Raw genomic sequence first — 21,166 nt, forward strand, 5'->3', positions numbered from 1 at the left:
TCGGCAAGAGCAACCCGGACGGGGCGACCTCAGCCGACAATGCGCGCCGTATCGACTATTGCTTCGTCACGCCCGATCTTGCCGAAAATGTCGCGGCTGCTCGGGTGCGGCAGGATATCGAGGCCTCCGACCATTACCCGCTGTTCGTGACGATGCAACCGCGCGATTGATCCAACAGGTGGCGCACCATGTAGCACCGGTTCCGCTCTTTCATCTCGGGCGCCTCCACTGCAATAGCGCTGTCACAAATCCCAAATATAGTTCCCTAGGGAATTAGAAGCTGAGCGGCGCCTGATCGACGATAACAGTCGAAGCAGTTCGGTGAGATGCCGGCCGGCTTCTTTGCCCGCCCAGCACTGTCGGGGCCTTGTCGGCCATGGGCCGAACCTCGGCTGCACGGAGGATGAAAACGCTATCCAAAGGAGCTTTTATGAACATCTGGACATCATTCGGAGCCATTGTGCTGGCCGCATCGGCCGGCATGACGGCTTTTCCCGATCGCGCCCTAAGCGAGGAGACAGCGGTTGAAGTCTCAATTCCTCGCGGCACACCGGCGCGCGTTGCCGACGATATGGCGAATAGATTCGCCGCCGCAAACCCGGGTCTCTCCGTCAACTACCAGCTTGGGTCGGAGGAATGGACCGGACTGTTGCAGGAAACGCTGCGCGGGGCCGTCGTCGGAGAGCTTCCCGACGTCTCCCATCAAAGCCTGAACCATGTGCGTGTCCTGGTCGATCAGGGGCTTGTGGTGCCGCTCGACCCCTTCATCGAGGAAGCCGGAGGCTGGGAAGCGCTCGGCTACCTGCCGCGCTTGCGGGAGACGGCAACCATAGAGGGGAAAATCTATGCCATCCCGTTCGCAACGACGATACCGCTTGTCTTCTACAATCGCGACCTCCTGGCGCAAGCCGGGTATGAGAATGACGGTCTGCCGGAAACCTGGGACGAGATCTTTGAAGCGGCGCAAGACGTCAATGCGCTCGGCGAAGATATCATCGGCATCTACATGGAAGCCGATGCAACCTCGGCCTGGATGTTTCAGACCCTGCTTCTCAGTCTGGGCGGCCAGATGATGAACGAAGATGAGACAGATATCGCCTTCGACAGTCCGGAAGGCCTGAAAGCGCTGCAAATCCTCAAACGGCACGGCGATGCCGGACAGATCGACATGTCCGACAATCAGGCGCGCCAGCAATTCATGGCCGGCGGCATCGGCATCTACATTCGTTCGGCAAGCATTCTGCCCCGCTTCATCGAAGCCGCTGAAGGCAATTTCGCGTTCGATGTGGGCCAGTTGCCAATCCCGGCGGAGGGCGCATCGCTGCCGGGAGCCGGAAACGGTCTTGTTATGCTGGCTGCGGACGAAGCCCGCCAGCGGGCCGCCTGGCGATACATGACATTTGCCGCGGGTGCTGAAGGGCAAGAAGTGCTGGTCGATACGACTGGCTATGCGCCAATCAACCGGCGTGCGGCCGAAGACTCGGAAGCATTGCAGGCCTTCTATCAGGAAAACCCGCATCACAGGCTGGTTGTGGACCGGTTCCCGGTCATTTCGGACTGGTACGCATTTCCCGGTGACAACTCGGCGCGAATCTTCGATCGGATGATCGACGAGCAACTCGACGTTATCGCCGGGCGAGCCACACCTGAAGACGCTCTGTCCAATATGGCCGAGACCGCTCGGGAACTGCTCCCCTGAGATGAACGCGATCGATCAATCGCAGCCGGCGTCAGCAAATCCGGCAGTGTTTTTGCCGCGGTGACCAAAGACCCGCGGCAATCTTCGGATGCTTGCATCCGAGTATCGCGCTCTATCCACCGGGCGGCCTGTCGCTTTGTCGTCGGGTGTCACAAGGGTGTTACGATTTTAATTCATATTTCCCTAGGGAACTATGAATGGCTCGACCTCCAACACCTCAATTTTGGGGTGGGCCGGCTCCCTGTTCAAAACCGTCTCCGATCAGATCGGCAGGCAGCCTAACGCTTCGTTCAGACAAGGAGAAACCCATGTGGAAATCCACGATCGCCTCGGCAGTCATGTTGGGCGCGTCGCTATCGGCAACCGCCGCTCAGGCAGAAATCGTGCTCGACGTCCTTTATGCCTTTCCCAACAACTATAGAGACGTGAAGGAAGACATCGCCGAACGCTTCGAGGCCGAGCACCCGGATATCAGGATCGCGTATCGCACGCCGGCAGAAAACTACGACGTGGCAACGTCGCAGGTGCTCCGGGACCGCCTTGTCGGCTCCATGCCGGACGTCTTCTTCACCGGTGGCAACTATATGCGAATTCTCTCTGATCAAGAGCTCGCGGTACCGCTCAATCCGTTCGTTAAGTCTGCACAAGAGTGGCGGAAGATGGGATACCTGGATTCCATGCTCTCGCTGGCCAGGCTGGACGGCCATATCTACGGACTGCCATTCGCGACCTCGGTTCCGGTTGTTTACGTCAACGCAGACCTGGTTGAGCGGGCCGGCCTGTCGGTCGACGCCCTGCCGACCGACCTTCAGGGCCTCGCCCGGGCCGGTCAACAAATCGCGGAGCTGGGAAACGATGTCGTCGGCTTCTATCATGACTATGGCGGCGCTGGAAACTACAACTTGCAAGTTGTGGTCAACAGCTTCGGCGGTACGATGGGAAGCGACGATGGCTGCTCGGTCGCTTTCGGCACCAAACCCGTGATGAAGGCACTTGAGACGTTCGAGATGCTGCATCGCGAGGGCATGCCTGAGATGTCGCAAAACCAGGTGCGTGCCGCCTTCGCTGCCGGTACGGTGGGCATATGGGTGAGTTCGACATCCAAGATTGCCCAGATGGAAGAGGCTTCGCAGGACAATTTCGAGTTCAGGGTTCTGCCCTACCCGCTGGCATCGCAGGACGGTCGCATACCCGCGGGTGGTGCCATTGCCGTCATGCTGGCGCAGGATGCTGAACGTCAGGCGGCGGCCTGGGACTTCATCCGCTTTGCAACCGGTGCCATCGGCCAGACGCAGGTCGCAAAGTTCACGGGATACATGCCGTCGAGCCAGTTGGCGATAGAGACGCCTGATTTGCTGGGCAACTACTATCGTAAGTTCCCGAATAAGCTTGTGGGCGCATCGCAGCTTCCTGTGTTGACCGGCTGGTACAATTGGGCCGGGCAAAACGCTGTCAAGATCCGCGATGTGGTCCAGGATCATATCGAGGATGTCGTCTTTGGGCGCCGCACCGCCAAGGAAACCCTTCCGGAAATGATCACCGACGTGGAAGCCCTGTTGGCTGACGCCTGCGCTTAGCGCAACGGTGCAGAACGTATTGCGCAATGACGGCAAAGAACCGGCCAACGGAACCGCGCTATTGCCGCAAATCAACGAGCACGGGCGTCCTTTGGACGCGCGTGCCGCCTTCACCTAAAGGACTTGATCTTCAATGAGCAGGACATTCGTCTTCGTTACCGATACGCACCTGTCGCGCAGCCGGCCGTTTTTTCATTTCAATTGGGAAGTCTTCATTGCGGCGATGCGCCGAAAACCGCCGGACCTGATCGTCTTCGGCGGCGACAACGCGCTCGACGGCCCCGGAAATCCCGATGATCTCGCCTTCGTCCGCGAGCAATGCGACCGCTTGCCATGCCGTTGGCTGGCCGTCCCGGGCAATCACGATGTCGGTGCCAATCCGGTGCCGCAGGATCTTCCCGACGAGCGAGGTGAAGGCGTGATCGACGCCGACGTGTTGGACCGCTATCGGCAGCACCTGGGACGTGACTATTGGCAGGTCGATCTTGGCGGGCGAAGGATCGTCGGCCTGAATAGCCAATTGCTGGGCTCGGGACTGAAAGACGAGGCGGATCAAGAGGCGTTTCTTGCCGCCGCAATGGATCACCCCGAACCGGTTATTCTCGTGACTCATAAGCCGCCTTTTCATCGCAGCATGCGCGACGGGGAATTCAATCAGAAGTTCTGGTATCCACCGGCGCGGCGTTTGCTCGAGCCTTATCTGGCCGAGGAGCGCATTGAACTCATCCTTGCCGGCCACCGGCATGAACGTCGCAACACCGTTCTCGAAGGTGTGCGCCATGTTTGGGGTGCGCCGCTTGCTTTCGTCACCGACGCCGCATGCAATTGGAGCCCCTCCTTGGGCGGTGAGAGGAAGGTCGGTTGGACGGTCGTCACCATCGGAAAGACCCTCCATGTCGAATTCGCCGAGCCGGACGATCTGTTGCTGATCGATATCGGTGGCTGGATGCGCAGCGGCAGCATCGAGCTTTATCGTAAATACACGCACAGCGCGCCGTTCTATCTTGAGGGCCTGAAAACATGAAGCAGCAAACCGTTTCACGCGCTCGCAACAACGGCACATGTCGCGTGCTCACCAATGCGCGCATTGTAACGTCGGACGAGGCGTTTTGCGGAACCGTGGAGATCGTCGGCGGAATCATACGCTCACTGGATCATGGGTCGTCACGCCTCAGCCATGCGGAGGATCTGGAAGGCGACTATCTCTTTCCCGGCTTCATAGACGTGCACACGGATCATCTTGAGAAGCACGCGGTGCCCCGTGCCGGCACGTACTGGGACGGAGCGATCGCGGCTGTGAGCTATGATGCCGTATTGATTGCCTCCGGCATTACCACTGTGTTCGACTCCGTCTGTGTCGGTGCCATGGGCGCATCAGGCAAAGACTACCGACGCGACATCCTGCCAGGAATGATCGCCGGCATAGACACCGCATATGATCGTGGTGTGCTCCGCGCAGATCACTATCTGCATCTGCGCGCGGATGTGCTTGAACCCAGCCTCCCCGAGACGATCGACGTGTTGCTGGGCCACCCGAGGCTACGCTTCGTTACGGTTCTGGAGGACAGCCCCCGCCGGAACCTGCGTCAATACCGCACGATTCTGCGTCAGCGCGGATACAATGACGAAGCGGAGCTTGAGCGTCTGATCGAGCGGGCGAGAACACTTGACGACGGTCGCGCAGAGCGTCACCGACATTGGTTGAGCGATAAAGCGGCGAGGATCGGTTTCCTGCTTGGCAGCCATGACGATGTCACGGCCGAACATGCACAACAGGCCGCCGGTCTCGGCATGACAATCAGCGAGTTTCCACTGACGCATGAGGCAGCCAGCGCAGCGCGCAAACTCGATATGAGTATTGTCGCTGGCGCTCCGAATATCGTTCGTGGTGGCTCCCATGCCGGCAATGCGGCTGTCAAGGATCTCATCCAGTCGGAATTGGTGGACATCCTTTCATCGGACTATGTTCCCGCCAGTATTCTACAGGCAATTTTCCACGGCGTGCGGACTGGAATCGTCGAATCACTTCCGGAAGCAGTTGCTCTGGCGACACACAACCCGGCCAGGATCTTTGGCTTGGATGACAGAGGTAGGATTGCGCCAGATATGCGCGCCGACCTCGTCCGCGTTAGCCAGAACGACGCGAATACTCCATTGGTTCGATCCGTCTGGGTTGAGGGCCGCGCTGTTGTGAAGTGAGACCGTTCAATTGTCTGGGGTCAAGCGGCTTGGAGAAGCGGTGGCGTTGGTTCGAGCAAGCTTACGACCCGGGATGAAGCATTGGTTTGGGTTCGTTCGTATCGGTTTCGTTCCGAGAGATCGCCATTCAGCATGGCGGCCCGCACTTTGAGCAGGCAATGCGCACCGGATCGGGACCATCTCATCTGCTGTTTCTTCGCAAACCGCTTCGCGACAGGCACATTCACGCTTGCCTCGGCGGGTGATGTCGCGATCCGCTTTCCAGCGCGATGGCGTTCGGCGTAGTTTGCGATCGAACTGCGATTTCGGCAGACATTGGTCTGAACCCTTCCCAACGACGTCTGGCAGGCGGGATATGTCATGACGCTGAAACAAGCGGTACAAACTGGAGCGGGTCAGATGCGGGATCGTCGCTTGTAACGCTTAAAGACAGTCGTCCAGCGGCAAAAGCGTGTGCTTGCGAAAGGCGATGTACGCCGCTTCTTCCTCGGGTGACAGGACGGTCGAGCGAACCTCTTTTGGCCCCATCGGTGCATCTTCGACGCTCTTGCGTGACCGCCATTTCCGGATTGTCTTCTGATTGACGCCATACTGCTCGGCTAATTCCGCGTTCGAAGCTTTCGATCGCTGTATCGCTGCTCTGACGGCGTAAGTGGTCGTGGCGCATCTGTGTAGAACTTGGCCCATAAAGCCTCCCGCAATGATGAGGAAGCAATTAAACTGATTCCATCAAACCCCGGGACTAAAATATATCAACATTGGACTGACTGACATTATTTACTTTTCTGGTAGGTGAGTCATTTCGTTCTATCTTTCAAAGTGCCAAACGGCCAACAAGGAACTGTCTCAAATCACCGGCAGCAGTTCACCGTGCTGAACCGAACGCCGCCGGGCAAGGACCTCTCTATGAGACCATCGGACTTAGAACGCTCGATACGAGCATTGCAGCCTCGGTGACACCGGATTGGAAGTTCCAATGCTCAAATCCGCTTCTGGCTGCCGCCGCCCCGGCATATCCAGTGGTGGCAAACCTTTGATGCGCGAATGGCCTCTGCTTGGCCATAGACGACCTCAGTTCCCGCAGAGCCGCTTGCCATCAGCGGATTATGCAACAGTCCCATTTGGAAGGACCGCGGTTATGTTTGATCATGACGTGAAGCTGGAATATATCACAGATACATGACAGGGATTCATGTTCAATGATCGATATCCAACCTTTGGCCATCCTGCGCGAGATTGACCGGACGGGCAGCCTGACCCAGGCCGCCGATCAGCTGTGCCTGACCCAATCGGCGGTCAGCCATGCGATCCGCCGTTTCGAGGAGCGCTATGAGGTGAAGCTCTGGGAGCGCGAGGGCCACAAGCTGCGCCTGACGCCGGCGGGAGACTATCTCCTGGGATTGGCGATGCGGGTGCTGCCGCAGCTTGAACGTGGCGCGGCGGTGCTTGAGGATTATGCGCGCGGGCGGCGCGGCGCGATCCGGGTCGGAATGGAGTGTCACCCCTGTCAGGACTGGCTGATGCGGGTGGTGGACCCGTTCCTGGCGGAATGGCCCGATGTCGAGCTTGATGTGACCACTGCCTTCCAGTTTGGCGGGCTAACAGCACTTCTGGGCCATGAGATCGACATTCTCGTCACACCCGATCCGATCGAGCGCCCGGGGCTCGCATACAAGCCTGTCTTCGATTACGAGCTGGTTCTGGCGGTGGCGGAGAACCATCCCTTGGCCCAAAAACAGTGGGTCTCACCCGAGGATCTGGCGAGCGAGACCCTGATTACCTATCCCGTCGCCCGCGAGAGGCTGGATATCTATACCCGCTTCCTTGTCCCAGCCAACACCTTGCCGCGCCGTCACCGCACGGTGGAGACGACCGATCTGATGTTGCGGCTGGTGGCTTCGGGCCGCGCCGTTAGCGCCATCCCCGATTGGCTGTTGCGCGGGGCCAAGGGGGTGAAGGGCGTGCGGCTCGGCCAGGGAATCGCGAAGTCCATCCACCTAGGCCATCGCAAGGGCATGGCAGCCAGCTATCTGGATGGCTTCATGCAGTTAGCCGAGACCGTTCAGATCTGAACTTCCCTCGCGTGGCCGAATGACTCAATCTCACTTTTTCTGCGCAAATGCAGGGACAAGGAAATCTCGCAGGTGCAGGGATTCTCGAGCATTCCGCTCTGCCCATGACACCGTGTCATGTTTTTCTGAAAAGAAATCATTTTTGTTCATGTTTGGGCTGAGGCATACAACCCGCACGGCCCATCGTCGGCACAACGAATCCAACTGACTAAGCAAAACCATGACCAAAGATTTCACCTTCACAATCAAGAGCATTCGTTTCAACGAAGATTACACGCCATCCGACGGCACGCGGATCACCACCAATTTCGCCAATCTGGCGAGAGGGGAGCGTCGCAAGGAGAACCTGCGCAACGCGTTGAAAATGATTGACAATCGCTGCAACGACCTTGCGCATTGGGACAATCCCGAGGGCGATCGTTACTCTGTCGAACTCGACATCATTTCCGTCGAGATGGATATCAAAGGCAATGGAGATACCTTCCCGGCGATCGAAGTCCTGAAGACGACGATCCTGGACCGGAACACCGACACGCGCATCGACGGTCTCGTCGGGAACAACTTCTCTTCCTATGTGCGGGACTATGATTTCAGCATCGTGCTGCCCAAACACAACAAGGACTGTTCGGGCTTCAGCGTTCCGGACGATTTCGGCGAGTTACACGGAAAGCTCTTCAAAGCCTTCGTCGCCTCGGATGCCTTCAAGTCGCGGTTCCGCAAACCTCCGGTGATCTGCCTAAGTGTCTCCGAGACCAAGACATATCGGCGGACGGCGAACGACCATCCTGTGCTGGGTGTCGAATATGAACCGAACGGCTCCTCCCTGACCGAGCAGTATTTCCAGAAGATGGGTATGGAGGTGCGTTATTTCATGCCGCCGAAGAGTGTCGCGCCGCTGGCTTTCTACTTCTCCGGTGATCTGCTCAACGATTACAGCAATCTCGAACTCATTGGCACCATCAGCACGATGGAAGCCTTCCAGAAAATCTACCGCCCCGAGATATACAACGCCAATTCCGTCGCAGGCCAACGTTACACACCGAGCCTGAAGCATCAGGACTATTCGCCCACGCGCGTAATCTACGACCGGGAAGAACGGACCCGGCTGGCGATCGAACAGGGGAAATTTGCCGAGGAACACTTCATTAAACCGCGTCGCACCGTTCTGGACGCGTGGTCCGCCCAGGCCGCTCTCTGACCAGACAGGAAAACCACGAGGTCATCTCCCATGAACAAACTACTCCCCACGTCGACTGCAGGTAGCCTGCCGAAACCCTCCTGGCTCGCGGAGCCCGAGAAACTGTGGTCGCCGTGGAAGCTGCAAGGTGAGGAACTGGCCGATGCCAAGCAAGATGCGCTCCGCGTGTCCCTGGTCGAGCAACAGCGCGCGGGCATTGACATCGTAAGCGACGGAGAACAGACGCGACAGCATTTCGTCACGACCTTCATCGAGCATCTCACAGGCGTTGATTTCGAGAAACGCGAGACTGTCAGGATCCGGGATCGCTATGATGCGAGCGTGCCGACCGTCGTGGGACCTGTGTGCCGCGAAAGGCAGGTTTTCGTGGAAGATGCCAAATTCCTGCGTCAACAGACCGACGCCCGCATCAAATGGGCGCTTCCGGGACCCATGACCATGATCGACACGCTCTTTGACGCCTACTACAACAGCCGCGAGAAGCTCGCATGGGAGTACGCCAAGATTCTCAATGAGGAAGCGAAGGAGCTTGAGGCGGTCGGTGTGGACATCATTCAGTTCGACGAGCCCGCGTTCAACGTATTCTTTGACGAGGTGAACGACTGGGGGATTGCCACCCTGGAACGGGCCAAGGAAGGGCTGAAATGCGAGACGGCCGTTCACATCTGCTACGGCTACGGCATCAAGGCCAATACGGACTGGAAGAAGACGCTCGGTTCCGAATGGCGGCAATATGAAGAGATCTTCCCCGGTATCCAGGCTTCCAGTGTCGATCTGGTTTCTCTGGAATGCCACAACTCGCATGTTCCGTTGGAACTCATCGAACTGATCCGGGGCAAGAAGATCATGGTGGGCGCCATCGATGTGGCGACCAATACCATCGAAACCCCTGAGGAGGTCGCCGACACCCTGCGCAAGGCGCTTCAGTTCGTGGATGCCGACAAGCTCTACCCCTGCACCAACTGCGGGATGACGCCGCTGTCACGTCAGGTCGCGCGCGGTAAACTCAGTGCTCTGTCCGCAGGCGCCGAAATCATCCGGCGGGAGCTATCGACTCCGCTTGCTGCGGAGTAAGGCCTGAGCCGGAACTGATTTGCACTGTCACCACCTTTTGACGGGGGAGGATTCCCATGTCTGACACCGCCGCTATGGACATGATCGACCCACCCGCCCTGCGCGATTGCTGTGGCAGGTTCGCCACCGGCGTTACCGTGATCACCACCCGCACACCCGAAGGCGATCACGGCACGACGGTCAGTGCATTCATGTCGGTCTCGCTCGACCCGCCATTGATCTCCATCTCTCTGGACCGACGGTCGAAGATGCTGGGAAAGATCCGGAAATCGTGCCGTTTTGCAGTTAACATACTGGCTCAGAATATGCGCCCGCATGCAATGCATTTTGCAGGGCGGTCAGACGAGACATTGAAGGACCTGTTCCTGGAGCGCCATGGCCTGCCCATATTGCGCTATGCCGCAGCCGTCATATGGGCCGATGTCGTACAACAGGTCGAGGCCGGGGATCATGTCCTCCTCCTGGGCCGTGTCCGGCATCTGGACCGTGACCCGGCAGCCGCGCCACTTCTGTACCATGCGGGGCAGTTTGGCAGCCTTGCCGCTCATCCGGCCGGTTGAGCCCTGCTGAAGGTGGCTTTGCGCGTGCCCTCTTCACGGATGATCTGGATATGCCAGCCTAAAGGCGTCTTCCGAGCTTTTCCCTTTCAATGAAAGGCTGTGTCCGCACGAGTTGAAGTGGTTTCATGCCTCTGGCGGCTCGATCAGTGCCTTGAGATTTCGGACACGATGAAAAACGATATCCCGAAATCCGAAAGACGATGTGCTGCGGTCGGAAAATCCGGCGCACATCACTCGTCTGACAGACCTTTTGGTCTTGTTAGCAGGTAGCTGTCCATGATCCAACCATGATGCTCGCGCGCCTGCTCGCGCAGGCATTCGATCTCACCGCATACCTCCCTGAGTCTGCCTGAGATCAGGATTTCATCAGGGGTCCCCACATAGGCGCCCCAGTGGATGTCCACGTCGCCTTCCACCGATGTGAAGGCTGTGTCACCGTCAAGCATCACGACAACGCTGTCGACATTGTTCGGAAACCCCTCGGCCAGTCTTCGCCCCGTCGTGATCATGATCGACTCCCCGATGCGGTTGAGCGCGATCTTGTGCTGCGCAGCCAGTGCTTGCACGCTGCTGATGCCCGGCACGACTTCATATTCCAGTTCGAAATTACCTTTGGCGCGGATGTTGTCGAGGATGCGCAACGTCCCGTCATAGAGCGACGGATCGCCCCAGACGAGAAAAGCGCCGGACTCGTCATCGCCAAGTTCCTCGATCAGGAGGCGCTCGTAGACCTGCTCAACCTCATTGCGCCACGCTTCCACGCCCTGATTATAAGACGATGCAGACTTTTCACGGCGAGGCACGTTGAAATCCAACATCCGGTAGTCCTGTCCGCTAATGTAGCGTTCGCAGATTTCGCGGCGTAGGCGCGCAAGGTCCGCCTTCTCCGTTCCCTTGTCGGGGATGAAGAAGACGGAAACCTCGTTAAGGGCATTGATGGCCTGAACGGTTACATAATCCGGATTACCGGCGCCGATCCCGATGATGATGACCCTCCGCTTCATGACCTAGTCCCAGCTCAGTGCGCCGCCGTTCTGGTACTCGATGACGCGGGTCTCGAAGAAGTTCTTTTCCTTCTTCAGATCCATCGCCTCGCTCATCCACGGGAACGGGTTTTCCGCTTCCGCGAAGACCGGCGCAAGGCCGAGCTGGGCGCAGCGACGGTTGGCGATGAAGTGCATGTACTGCTCGCACAGCGCGGCGTTCAGTCCAAGGAAGCCACGCGGCATGGTGTCCCGCCCATAGGCGGCTTCCAGCTCCGCGGCATCCTTCAGCATGGCGCGCACCTCATCCTGGAACGCCTTGGTCCAGAGGTCGGGGTTTTCAAGTTTGATCTGGTTGATGACATCAATGCCGAAGTTCAGGTGGATCGACTCGTCGCGCAAAATGTACTGGTACTGCTCGGCGATGCCGACCATCTTGTTGCGCCGGCCCAGAGACAGGATCTGCGCGAATCCGGTATAGAACCACATGCCTTCAAAGACGACATAGAAGGCGATGAGGTCGCGCAGGAAGGCCTGGTCGGCTTCCTGCGTGCCGGTGGCGAAAGCCGGGTCATCGAGATGCTTCGTGTAGTCGAGAGCCCAGGCCGCCTTGTCGGTGATCGACGGAACCTCGCGATACATGTTGAAAAGTTCACCCTCGTCGAGGCCGAGGCTTTCCACGATATACTGGAAGGTATGGGTGTGGACCGCCTCCTCGAAGGCCTGGCGCAGCAGGTATTGGCGGCATTCGGGATTGGTGAGGTGCCGGTAGATGGCCAGCACGATGTTGTTGGCGACCAGCGATTCCGACGCGGTGAAGAAACCGAGATTGCGCTTGAGCATACGCCGTTCGTCCTCCGTCAACCCGTCGGCCGACTTCCACAGCGCAACGTCAGCCTGCATGGAAACCTCGGTCGGCATCCAGTGATTGTTACAGCCTGCAAGATACTTCTCCCAGGCCCAGCGGTATTTCAGCGGCAGGAGTTGGTTGACGTCGGCACGCGCATTGATCATGCGCTTGTCGTCGACGGTAACGCGCGCCGCGCCCCGTTCGATATCGCCGAGCCCCGTGGCATCGGCCACGGCGTCGGCATCTGCCGGCAGGAGAGAGACGGCAGAGGCGCTATCGGCTTTCGGTTCTGACCAGTCGAGCATGTTCATGTTCCTTTCCGTTCTTTCGCCGCTCACTGGCAGGCTTCGCATTCGGGATCATCGATGGCGCAAGCCTGCGGCGCGGCGGCGACGGCGTTGAGCTTGCCGTCGGTGCCTTTCAGCGTCGATTTTTCGACATGGGTGGCCGAGCGCGAGCGCAGGTAGTAGGTGGTCTTCAGCCCCTTCCTCCAGGCCAGGCGGTAAAGTTCGTCCAGCTTCCTGCCGCTCGGTTCGGCGATGTAGAGATTCAGCGACTGGGCCTGGTCGATCCACTTTTGGCGGCGCGACGCGGCGTCGATCAGCCAGGCCGAGTCGATCTCGAAAGCGGTCGCATAGAGCGCCTTCAGATCATCGGGCACGCGGTCGATCTGGCCGACCGAGCCATCGAAATATTTGAGGTCCGAAATCATCACCTCGTCCCACAAGCCGCGTTCTTTCAAGTCGTGGACGAGTGCGGCGTTCACCACGGTGAAATCGCCGCTCATATTCGATTTGACGAACAGGTTCTGGTAGGCGGGTTCGATCGATTGTGACACACCGCAAATGTTGGAGATCGTCGCCGTCGGCGCGATCGCCATCGTGTTGGAATTGCGCATGCCGGTCTTTTTCACGCGCTTGCGCAGGCTCTCCCAGTCGAGCGTCGAACCGGTGACCATCTCGACGCCAGGTCGGGCTTCCTCGAGAAGCTTGATCGAATCGAGTGGCAGCACGCCCTTCGACCACAGCGAACCGTTGAAGCTCGCATAGCGGCCGCGCTCGGCGGCAAGGCCCACCGATGCCGAGATTGCTTGATAGCTGATCGCTTCCATGCTGGTGTCGGCGAAGCTCACCGCCTCATCAGACGCGTAGGGAATGCGCAGCTTCTGCAGCGCGTCCTGGAAGCCCATCAGGCCGAGCCCCACCGGGCGATGCCGCAGATTGGAATGGCGCGCCTCGGGGATGGTGTAGAAGTTAATGTCGATTACGTTGTCGAGCATGCGCATCGCAGTGCCGACGGTCTGTGCAAGCCGGTCGAGATCGATCCCCTTTTCGGTGACATGGTTGGCGAGATTGACGGAACCCAGATTGCAAACCGCCACCTCGTCCTTGGACGTGTTCAGTGTGATCTCAGTGCACAGGTTCGACGAGTGGACAACGCCGGCATGGCCCTGCGGCGAGCGGATGTTGCATGGATCCTTGAAAGTGACCCACGGATGGCCGGTCTCGAACAGCATGGTCAGCATGCGCCGCCAAAGATCAAGCGCAGGCACCTTTTTCGACACTTTGATGTCGCCGGCCGCTGCCTTCGCCTCGCAGGCCTCGTAGGCCTTGCGGAAATCGGCGCCATAAAGATCGTGCAGGTCCGGCGCCTCGTCAGGCGAGAACAGCGTCCACTCCCCGTCGTCCTCGACGCGCTCCATAAACAGGTCCGGCACCCAGTTGGCGGTGTTCATGTCATGTGTGCGGCGGCGGTCGTCGCCGGTGTTTTTTCTGAGATCGAGGAACTCCTCGATGTCGATGTGCCATGTTTCCAGATAGGCGCAGACCGCGCCCTTGCGCTTGCCTCCCTGGTTGACGGCAATGGCCGTATCGTTGGCGACCTTGAGGAACGGCACCACGCCCTGGCTCTGACCGTTGGTGCCCTTGATGTGAGCACCGAGGCCGCGCACCGGCGTCCAGTCATTGCCGAGCCCGCCGGAATACTTGGCCAGCAGCGCATTGTCCTTCACGCCCTTGAAGATCGCATCGAGATCGTCGCCGATGGTGGTCAGGAAGCACGACGACAATTGCGGGCGCAGCGTGCCGGAGTTGAACAGCGTCGGCGTCGAGCACATGAAATCGAAGGACGACAACAGGTTATAGAATTCGATGGCGCGTGCCTCGCGGTCGATCTCGCGCGTGGCGAGCCCCATGGCGACACGCATGAAGAAGGCTTGCGGCAGTTCGAAGCGTTTTCCTTTCGTGTGCAGGAAATAGCGGTCGTAGAGCGTCTGCAGCCCGAGATACTGGAAAGTCAGGTCACGCTCGGGCTTCAGCGCCGCGCCGAGCCTTGCCAGATCGAAGCGGCCCAGTTCGGGGTCGATCAACTCGGCCTTTATGCCTGCCTCGATGAACTGGCTGAAATAGCCGGCATAGCGCCCTTCCATCTCGGTCTGGGTCGCCTGTTCCGGTCGGCCGGAAACGAAACTCAACGCCTCGCGGCGCAGCCGGTCGAGCAGCAGGCGGGCGGAGACAAGACTGTAATCGGGCTCCTGCTCGACCAGCGTGCGGGCGGCAAGGATCGGCGCCAACGACAACTCGTCGAGCGTGATGCCGTCATAGAGATTGCGCCGCGCTTCGCTCAGCACGGCGTCGGGCGAAACGGTCTCAAGCCCGTCGCAGGCTTCCGCGACGATCGCCGTGAACCGCGCCTCGTCGAGTGGCGCCAGGTTGCCGTCGTCGGCCGTCACCTGGAGGCCTTTCGCAGGTTCTTTCCCGGTCTCCTGTGTTGTATCGGCTGCACGTTCGCGCGCGCGTTCCTCGCGGTAGAGTACATAGGCGCGGGCTGTCTTGTGATGGCCACCGCGCATCAGTGCCAGTTCGACCTGGTCCTGCACATCCTCGATATGGAAGGTGCGTCCTTCGCCGACCCGCCGCATCAGCGCCGTGATGACCTGTTCGGCCAATTCTTCCACCACTTCATGGACGCGGCGCGAAGCAGCGGCGGTGGAACCTTCCACGGCGAGGAAGGCCTTGGTCAGCGCAACCGTGATCTTGGCCGGATCGAAGGGCGTGACTGCCCCGTTACGTCGTATGATGCGGTATCCGGGTTCCGCCGGCGCGTTCGTCTGAATTTCGATGGAAGCGGGAACCGTCGTGGTTCCGTCCGATTTGAGTGCTGTCGTTGCCGGCATCTTTTCCCCGTGGCGTTGTGGACGGGGACATGCGCGAGGACGCGAGCGTAATGACGGAGGAAAGACCGTCAATGCAAGCGTACCGCCGGGACACCCCGCCCGTGGACGTTCAAATGCATCACGGCAGGTCTCCTGGCTCGCGGGTCGTTGCCATCCACCGTCTTCCCGAGGCGTCCACCTCAGTGACACGATTGGCGATGACTCACCGCTTACAGTTGCGGGGGCAGCACCGGCTTTGCGAAAAGCGCACCGGTTTCCCTCTTAGCTTCCGAATCAGGCGATGCGGAAGAACCATGACTTCAATATCTGGTATAGGACTGATTGTCGGTGTCAACATATCGTTATGAAAATGCACAGGCGCGAGCATCGGAAGTGACACCGGGCCACCCAAAAGGAGCGCCGCGCCTTAAGCCTCCAAAAGGCAAGAGCGGGTCTTGAACCGGCAAAACGCCAGGCTCATACACACGCCAAGGGCGTTCATTTGCAGAACCTGGCCTCATACATCAACAAACGACGCGAGACTGCATTGTCCGAATCTCGAGCTTTCCGCTCCAAAACGAACGGGTACGCAAGGGTTCATGCCTCAATTTCCAGCGCTGTCAAAGGTCTCGAGCAGCAGGCCAGGATGTAGCCTTCCTCGATCTCCTCATCGAGAATGCCGCCATTGTGGCTCATCTCGACCGAACCCTTGGTCTTGAGCACCTTGCAGGTTCCGCAAAGGCCGGATTCGCAGGCGGCGGGAATGCGCAGCCCGTGCGCGCGTGCGGCCTGCAGGACCGTTTGATCGGGGGCGCAGACGCCATCGACCGCCGACAGCGCGAACCGGATCGCCCGATGATCGCCAAGGTCATCGCCATCCTGCTGGTCGCCGATGGCCGGGTTCGCCTCGGGCGGCGCGGTTGCAAAACTCTCCTGGTGATAGTGCGCCATGTCGAAGGCGCTGTTTTCCAGCATGTCGCGGACGACGGCCATGAAGGGTTCCGGACCGCAGCAGAACACCTCACGATCGAGGAAGTCCGGGGCGAGCAGCGGCAGACGGACCGCGTCGATGCGGCCGACATGGCCGGCCCAGCCCTCGTTGGCAGAACGTTCCTCGACGACGAAGCCAAGCGACAGGCGCGGCATGCGGCTGCCGAGGAGTTCGAGTTCCCTGCGGAAGATGATCTCCTCCGGCCGCCGCGCGCAATTGATGAACACGACATCGGTCCATGGCGCGCAGTCGTTGAACCAACGCAGCATCGACATCATGGGTGTAACGCCCGATCCGGCCGACAGAAACAGATAGCTGGCCGCCGGATGGTTGTGATGGGAGAAGTCGCCGACAGGGCCATAGGCGCGGACATAGTCGCCCGGCCTGAGCTTGTCGAACATCCATCGTGTGCCGATGCTGTCCGGCTGTGCCTTGACGGTTACCGCGATCGACAACGGCCGTGACGGGCTGGACGATAGCGTATAGGTGCGGAAAACCGGCTCATTGCCAACGAGAAGCTCCAACGTGATGAACTGCCCGGGGCGATAGCGAAACCAGGTCTGATTGTCCGAGCGGAAAGTGAAGGTCTTGACACTAGGCACCTCATCGCTGACCGCTATGACTTCCAGCACCTGCAACCGATCGTCCCAGGGTGCCATTTCATCAAGGTGGCGATAAAGCGGCGCCTCGCTCATATCGTTCATGGTTTTGCCCTATGCCACGCTGCTGAGAACGGAATCGTCGCTGTTGAGAGCGCGATCCATGAAAGACGCATACCAGTCGACGAACTGGATCACGCCGCCTTCGTGAACGGGGCTGTAGGGTCCGGGCTCATAGGCGGGCGACGCGATGCCCTGTGCATTGTCCTCGACCACGCGGCGGTCCTGATCGTTGGTCTCGGTCCAGACATGGATGAGGTTATCGAGACGGTAATCGACGCCCTCGACCGCATCCTTGTGCACCAGCCATTTTGTCGTCACCTCGGTTTCCGTCACCGATAAGGGCATGACACGAAAGCTGATTGCGTGATCGCCGAGCCCGTGGTTCCACGTGGTCGGGTAGTGGTAGAGCAGGAGCGCACCGAAATGCCCGTCCGGCGCCTTGTCCGAAAGCCCGCGGCGCACGGCCGGTTTGCCGCTCATCGTGTAGCTGACCGCATCGCCGACCAGCGGCACGCGCATGAGGCGGAACTGACCGTCGGCGTCAGCCCGGTAGCGCGCCGGCAGGCCCGCCGCTTCGCTGCGCGCCCACAATTCGCCCAGTTCGGGATCGTTTTCGACGGCCTGCAGATCTGTGAACGCCGGCGTTTCGGGAAAAGTCTTGCACAGTTCTGGATGATTGCCGGAGCAGTGATAGCACTCGCGGTTGTTCTCCCAGACAAGCTTCCAGTTGCCCTTTTCGACGATCGTGCTTTCATGGGCGACCCTGGCATCGGTCAGGCCGAGCGGTGCGAAGTAAGGCTCCATCACTGCGCGAAAAGCAGCGAAGTCCGGCGGCTCCTTTGCAAGGCAGATGAAGATGTAACCGCCGACGCTCTCGCAAGCCACCGGCTTGAGCCCGAACTGCGAAGCATCGAAATCTTCCCCCATCTGGCGGGCAAACACAAGCGTACCGTCGAGGTCATAGGTCCATTGGTGATAGGGGCAGACAAGGCGTGCCGACATGCCTTTTTTGGCGGTGCAGACCAGACTGCCCCGGTGACGGCAGCTGTTGTGAAAGGCGCGGATTGTGCCCTGCCGGTCGCGCAGGACGATGACCGGATGATCGCCGATCTTTATCGTGAAGAAACTGCCGGGCCGTGTCAGTTCGCAATCGTGGCCGGCAAACAGCCACTGGCGATACCAGATGAGCTCCATATCGAGTTGGAAGACATCGGGATCGGTGTAAAAGCTCCGGTCCAGGGAGAAGCCCTGCCTGCGGCTGTCGATCCGTTGCCGCATTTGTTCCCACGCACTCATGTTCAATCCTCCCGCTTGGTAGGCAAGGATCGGCCGTGGTGGTTTTGAGGAATAGCGCACATGCCGGGCGACACGCCAGAAGCCATGCGGCCTTGCCTCTTGATCGCCCACCGCGATCGATCGGGTTCCAACGAATCAAGGCTGGTTTCCGGGCTCCGGAGCCGTCCTTCAGGACCGTCCCGACACCTTCCCGGGCAAAATGCCCAGTGGCTGTCGTCGGGACTTTCGCTCCGCTACCGTTGCGGGGGCAGCGCCGGCATTCGACCGGCTTCCCAATTCTCCGCCATGCGCATGCAAGGCGACACCTCGAACACATCCAATCCAACACAGGTTGCGGAATTTCGCGGCAACGAAAGCGACATGATATCTCCGGAGGGCGACAACGTAACCTGACCATCCGTCACCGTTTGAGTAGGACGCGGCAACCGATCAGAGTTATCCCATGCTACCATGGTCATGGCATCCTTCTGGCTGCGCCGCCTCAGCATGCGTCGCCACAGGATCATGACATGGTATCGAAACGCGGCCAGGGCCGCATAGTTGCCCGGCACGGCCTGCAATGAACATTGGCGGATATGCCAAATGCGGGCGCAAGACGGGCAGATGTGCCCCGGAGACCCGTTCGCCGCAGCCGGACCGCCGCAACGAAACAGCATCACGATCCGCCTGAAGACCGGGCGGTGGATCATGGGCGGTGCGAACGGGAACGGCATCGATATCAGGCAAGGCGCCGGCAACGCCGCTGTCCGCGCCGGCATCACCCCGGCAGCGGATTGAGGGCAGGCTTTGCGACCAGCCGGGAAACCGCAGCCAGAAACCGGTCCGTATCGTGTCCCTCACACAGAATGAGTGCATCCATACGGGCTCTTGCATGATCGCCCCGGCGCATTGAAGAAATCGTCTGCAACAAAAGGCGCTCGCAGTCGGTCGTCTTCGCGGCGCAGGACGCGCAGCAAGGGCTCATGAACGCGAATACCGTCCTGCGCGCCTGGCGCATCTTGCGCAGCACATCCATGATCGAATAGGCCATACCCGGCCCCCAGGCATGACCGAAAGAGGCCACGGAAAAATCCATGGCTGTTTCCCAATACGGTTTGGACGGGTCCGCATAGGCCAACAGAAACCGGCGCATGACTGTCAGGAGGACTAGGTCCCGGCCATCGAAGCCGGCATTCGACGCCGGCGCCGTTTTCTTTTCCGTCGCTTGTCTTTCTGTCATCGTTTATCGGCTTTCAATCATGCGACCGCCGAGCGCGTCCGTCCCGTGGTCCCCTTTGTTTGGCAGCACGCTATTTTTTCTTGAATACTAATGTCAAGTTATAATTTGGCCGTGTTGCGACGAAAGCCGCCGGTATCGCTGATCGACGCATGCCATGATTTCAAATCCGGGACCGTTGTCCGGTGCGACCGGCATGATATCGTGCGCCTTCCGTAATCAGCCAGTTTTCCGTTTGCCCTTTGCATCCGGAAAAGTCAGGAGCAGTCATGAAACGCAGCGCGATCAATCCGACCTCGATGTACAACGCCGTTCAATTCGGCTTTTCCCACGCCGTCGAGAGCGAAGGCGGCCGTCTCCTGCATCTTGCCGGTCAGGTGGCCTGGGACGCCAATGGCGAACTGGTCGGCCCGGGCGATCTGGCGGCCCAGGCGGCGCAATGTTTCGCCAATCTCAGCGAGGTCCTGGCGGCATGTGGTGCGAGCGCACAGAACGTCGTGCGCCTGCGCACCTATGTTGTGGACTATTCGCCGGACAAGCTGGAGATCATCGGTCCGGCCATCGGCGGCTTCTATGGAGATGTCACACCGGCGGCGAACACGCTCATCGGCGTGCAGGCACTCGCAATGCCCGATTTCCTGATCGAAGTCGAGGCAACGGCCGTGCTGGACTGATCGGCATTCAGGTAAAGCTGCGGACGGTCTCGATGGCGCCGTCCAGCGCTTCACCCTTTTCATCCTTCAGCGCGGCTTCCCGCAGGCGCTCGATCCACTGCGCGGCATCGTCCCGTCCGGCAACCAGCTTTGCCGCATCCAGCACGCGGTCGAATTTGGACAGGCCCCTTGCGTGCGTATCCGAATAGCCCTTGATCAGCCGACGGCACCGGATGATCTCAACGGCGAGATCGTAATCGTCAGCGAGATAATCGAATGCCGTACCGAGCCAGCGGTCGAGATGCTCCGTCTCGATCGCATGGCGCAGCGTGCGCCGGCGATAGCCGCGCAGACCGCCCAGCACATAAAGCATGGCAAATGGCCTCAGCCGATCCGTGCGCAATCGCCGCCCCTTGTTGAACCAGCGGTCAAGCCGGGCCATCCAGAGCTTGCTGGCTTCAACACGCCGTCCGAGACCGGCCGGCAGCATTCCGGCAATTTCCTCGGCGCGGGGGTGCATGAATTCGGTCAGGTGCACCAGCGAATCGTCAGGCGCGGCCATCTCCGAGCGGATCCGTGCAAATCGCTGCGCCCGTGTCTTCAGATCGGCAACGCGGATGACATCGTCATAGGCCATGGCATTGGCGATGTATTTTGCCGCCTCGCGCGTCAGCCGATATCCCTTGTCGTCTCTATCACGCGACAGGACGTCGCCGACCCGGTCGAGATACTCCTTCCCATAGGCGGCATCCTGGAAGTCGACGACCTTCTGCAGGCCCGGCCGCGCCATTTCACCGACCGTTTCCGGCCAGTCTGCGATACGGGCCATAAGCGCCTGCCATTTCGACATCAGGGGACCGGACCCCGTCGGCGCCGCCATGGATATGCCAGCCCCGTTCTGGCTTTCATCCGGATCAACGGGCTGCACGCCATCCGCCGTTCTCTCGAATGCGGCTCCAAAGGCTTTCAGACTGGCTTCAAC

Annotated in this window: 17 protein-coding genes, 2 pseudogenes and 2 riboswitches; of the genes and pseudogenes, 11 read left to right on the forward strand and 8 right to left on the reverse strand. The window is 59.6% G+C overall.

Going from position 1 to position 21,166, the window contains the following annotated elements:
* The 5 genes and pseudogenes from AC5E6N_RS07470 to AC5E6N_RS07490 all read left to right on the forward strand — a co-directional run.
* Positions 1-170: pseudogene (locus tag AC5E6N_RS07470) on the forward strand (hypothetical protein); the annotation flags it as partial.
* A gap of 260 nt (positions 171-430) precedes the next feature.
* Positions 431-1,699 carry an ABC transporter substrate-binding protein gene (locus AC5E6N_RS07475; protein ID WP_491747229.1) on the forward strand — a complete coding sequence of 423 codons (1,269 nt, stop codon included), beginning with the start codon at positions 431-433 and terminating at the stop codon, positions 1,697-1,699.
* A 308-nt stretch (positions 1,700-2,007) separates the two neighbouring features.
* A complete protein-coding gene (locus tag AC5E6N_RS07480; RefSeq protein ID WP_491747230.1) occupies positions 2,008-3,276 on the forward strand; it encodes an extracellular solute-binding protein in 1,269 nt (422 codons plus the stop codon).
* A gap of 133 nt (positions 3,277-3,409) precedes the next feature.
* On the forward strand, positions 3,410-4,300 hold the full coding sequence (locus AC5E6N_RS07485; protein ID WP_491747231.1) for a metallophosphoesterase family protein: 891 nt from the start codon (positions 3,410-3,412) through the stop codon (positions 4,298-4,300).
* Complete coding sequence (locus AC5E6N_RS07490) at positions 4,297-5,475, forward strand: alpha-D-ribose 1-methylphosphonate 5-triphosphate diphosphatase (protein ID WP_491747232.1); 1,179 nt, start codon at positions 4,297-4,299, stop codon at positions 5,473-5,475. Before AC5E6N_RS07485 ends, AC5E6N_RS07490 begins: the two co-directional genes overlap by 4 nt.
* A gap of 330 nt (positions 5,476-5,805) precedes the next feature.
* On the opposite strand, the pseudogene AC5E6N_RS07495 reads toward AC5E6N_RS07490, so the two are convergent.
* A pseudogene (locus tag AC5E6N_RS07495) lies at positions 5,806-6,162 on the reverse strand (transposase family protein); the annotation flags it as partial.
* Between the two features lie 512 nt (positions 6,163-6,674).
* Between AC5E6N_RS07495 and AC5E6N_RS07500 the strand changes: the two are divergent.
* The 4 genes from AC5E6N_RS07500 to AC5E6N_RS07515 all read left to right on the forward strand — a co-directional run bounded on the left by AC5E6N_RS07500 (position 6,675) and on the right by AC5E6N_RS07515 (position 10,379).
* Positions 6,675-7,547, forward strand: a complete 873-nt coding sequence (locus AC5E6N_RS07500) for a LysR family transcriptional regulator (protein WP_491747233.1) — start codon at positions 6,675-6,677, stop codon at positions 7,545-7,547.
* A 220-nt stretch (positions 7,548-7,767) separates the two neighbouring features.
* Positions 7,768-8,745 carry a DUF1852 domain-containing protein gene (locus AC5E6N_RS07505; protein ID WP_491747234.1) on the forward strand — a complete coding sequence of 326 codons (978 nt, stop codon included), beginning with the start codon at positions 7,768-7,770 and terminating at the stop codon, positions 8,743-8,745.
* Between the two features lie 30 nt (positions 8,746-8,775).
* The gene (locus AC5E6N_RS07510; RefSeq protein ID WP_491747235.1) at positions 8,776-9,819 is read left to right on the forward strand and encodes a methionine synthase; all 1,044 of its coding nucleotides are present in this window, start codon (positions 8,776-8,778) and stop codon (positions 9,817-9,819) included.
* 56 nt (positions 9,820-9,875) lie between these two features.
* The gene (locus AC5E6N_RS07515; protein WP_491747236.1) at positions 9,876-10,379 is read left to right on the forward strand and encodes a flavin reductase family protein; all 504 of its coding nucleotides are present in this window, start codon (positions 9,876-9,878) and stop codon (positions 10,377-10,379) included.
* Between the two features lie 230 nt (positions 10,380-10,609).
* Here AC5E6N_RS07515 and cobF read toward each other — a convergent pair whose 3' ends face one another.
* The 5 genes from cobF to AC5E6N_RS07540 form a co-directional block, all read right to left on the reverse strand.
* Positions 10,610-11,383, reverse strand: a complete 774-nt coding sequence (gene cobF, locus AC5E6N_RS07520) for a precorrin-6A synthase (deacetylating) (RefSeq protein WP_491747237.1) — start codon at positions 11,381-11,383, stop codon at positions 10,610-10,612.
* Between the two features lie 3 nt (positions 11,384-11,386).
* A complete protein-coding gene (locus tag AC5E6N_RS07525; RefSeq protein ID WP_491747238.1) occupies positions 11,387-12,517 on the reverse strand; it encodes a ribonucleotide-diphosphate reductase subunit beta in 1,131 nt (376 codons plus the stop codon).
* Positions 12,518-12,546: 29 nt separating this feature from the next.
* Positions 12,547-15,387: a ribonucleoside-diphosphate reductase subunit alpha gene (locus AC5E6N_RS07530; protein WP_491747239.1), complete on the reverse strand. Its 2,841-nt coding sequence runs from the start codon at positions 15,385-15,387 to the stop codon at positions 12,547-12,549.
* A 105-nt stretch (positions 15,388-15,492) separates the two neighbouring features.
* Positions 15,493-15,698, reverse strand: a riboswitch (cobalamin riboswitch).
* A gap of 265 nt (positions 15,699-15,963) precedes the next feature.
* Positions 15,964-17,052 (reverse strand): FAD-binding oxidoreductase, encoded by a 1,089-nt coding sequence (locus AC5E6N_RS07535; protein WP_491747245.1) that lies wholly within the window; start codon positions 17,050-17,052, stop codon positions 15,964-15,966.
* An 18-nt stretch (positions 17,053-17,070) separates the two neighbouring features.
* Positions 17,071-18,315 carry an aromatic ring-hydroxylating oxygenase subunit alpha gene (locus AC5E6N_RS07540; RefSeq protein ID WP_491747240.1) on the reverse strand — a complete coding sequence of 415 codons (1,245 nt, stop codon included), beginning with the start codon at positions 18,313-18,315 and terminating at the stop codon, positions 17,071-17,073.
* 122 nt (positions 18,316-18,437) lie between these two features.
* Positions 18,438-18,639, reverse strand: a riboswitch (cobalamin riboswitch).
* 258 nt (positions 18,640-18,897) lie between these two features.
* Between AC5E6N_RS07540 and AC5E6N_RS07545 the strand changes: the two genes are divergently transcribed.
* Positions 18,898-19,092 carry a hypothetical protein gene (locus AC5E6N_RS07545; RefSeq protein WP_491747241.1) on the forward strand — a complete coding sequence of 65 codons (195 nt, stop codon included), beginning with the start codon at positions 18,898-18,900 and terminating at the stop codon, positions 19,090-19,092.
* Here the strand turns inward: AC5E6N_RS07545 and AC5E6N_RS07550 are convergent.
* On the reverse strand, positions 19,073-19,534 hold the full coding sequence (locus AC5E6N_RS07550; protein ID WP_491747242.1) for a hypothetical protein: 462 nt from the start codon (positions 19,532-19,534) through the stop codon (positions 19,073-19,075). The two genes, AC5E6N_RS07545 and AC5E6N_RS07550, sit on opposite strands and share 20 nt — an antisense overlap.
* Before the next feature lie 266 nt (positions 19,535-19,800).
* On the opposite strand from AC5E6N_RS07550, the gene AC5E6N_RS07555 reads away from it, so the two are divergent.
* Positions 19,801-20,205 (forward strand): RidA family protein, encoded by a 405-nt coding sequence (locus tag AC5E6N_RS07555; RefSeq protein WP_491747243.1) that lies wholly within the window; start codon positions 19,801-19,803, stop codon positions 20,203-20,205.
* 7 nt (positions 20,206-20,212) lie between these two features.
* Here AC5E6N_RS07555 and AC5E6N_RS07560 read toward each other — a convergent pair.
* A partial coding sequence (locus tag AC5E6N_RS07560) for an indolepyruvate oxidoreductase subunit beta family protein (protein ID WP_491747244.1) occupies positions 20,213-21,166 on the reverse strand: 954 nt, incomplete at its 5' end.

The organism is Hoeflea sp., from assembly GCF_984452065.1.